This window comes from Saccharomonospora iraqiensis subsp. paurometabolica YIM 90007, assembly GCF_000231035.2.
GTDB lineage: Bacteria > Actinomycetota > Actinomycetes > Mycobacteriales > Pseudonocardiaceae > Saccharomonospora > Saccharomonospora paurometabolica.
The window spans coordinates 1,149-1,523 of sequence record NZ_KI912208.1 but is presented as its reverse complement, the minus strand read 5'-3'; the positions used below and the strand labels follow the sequence as shown (position 1 = coordinate 1,523).

The following is a 375-nucleotide window of genomic DNA, read 5'->3' as shown; positions in this document are numbered from 1 at the left end:
GGCCGCGCCGGGCGCGCCCCCCGTCGCCGAGGTCGAACTCGACGTCGGTGCTGCCCCCCGCGTCCTGCACGGCCCGGGTGGCCGCCGGGGACAGCGGGGCACGCCCCAGGTTCGTGTGCACGAGGATGCCGGTGGCGTTGAGGACCTCGCGCAACGACGACGTCGTCGGCGGCAGCGCCGCCAGCGCGTCCTCGGCGACCTCCTCCGGTCGGATCTTCCCCGCACGGGCGCGGTCCTGCGCGGCCGCGACCGCCGCCTTCACCAGGTCACGACCGAGGTCGTGGGTGGCCCTGGCCAGTCGCGGCTCGGCGAGCAGCGCATCGGTGCGGGGGATGCGTCTGCGCGGGTCCGGCGCCCCGGGTGGGTCCGCCGGGC

The 375-nt window shown here is 78.4% G+C and carries 1 pseudogene; it reads right to left on the bottom strand.

The features are described 5' to 3' along the window. Positions 1–334: pseudogene (locus SACPADRAFT_RS25380) on the bottom strand (L-seryl-tRNA(Sec) selenium transferase); the annotation flags it as partial. Positions 335–375: the final 41 nt, after the last annotated feature.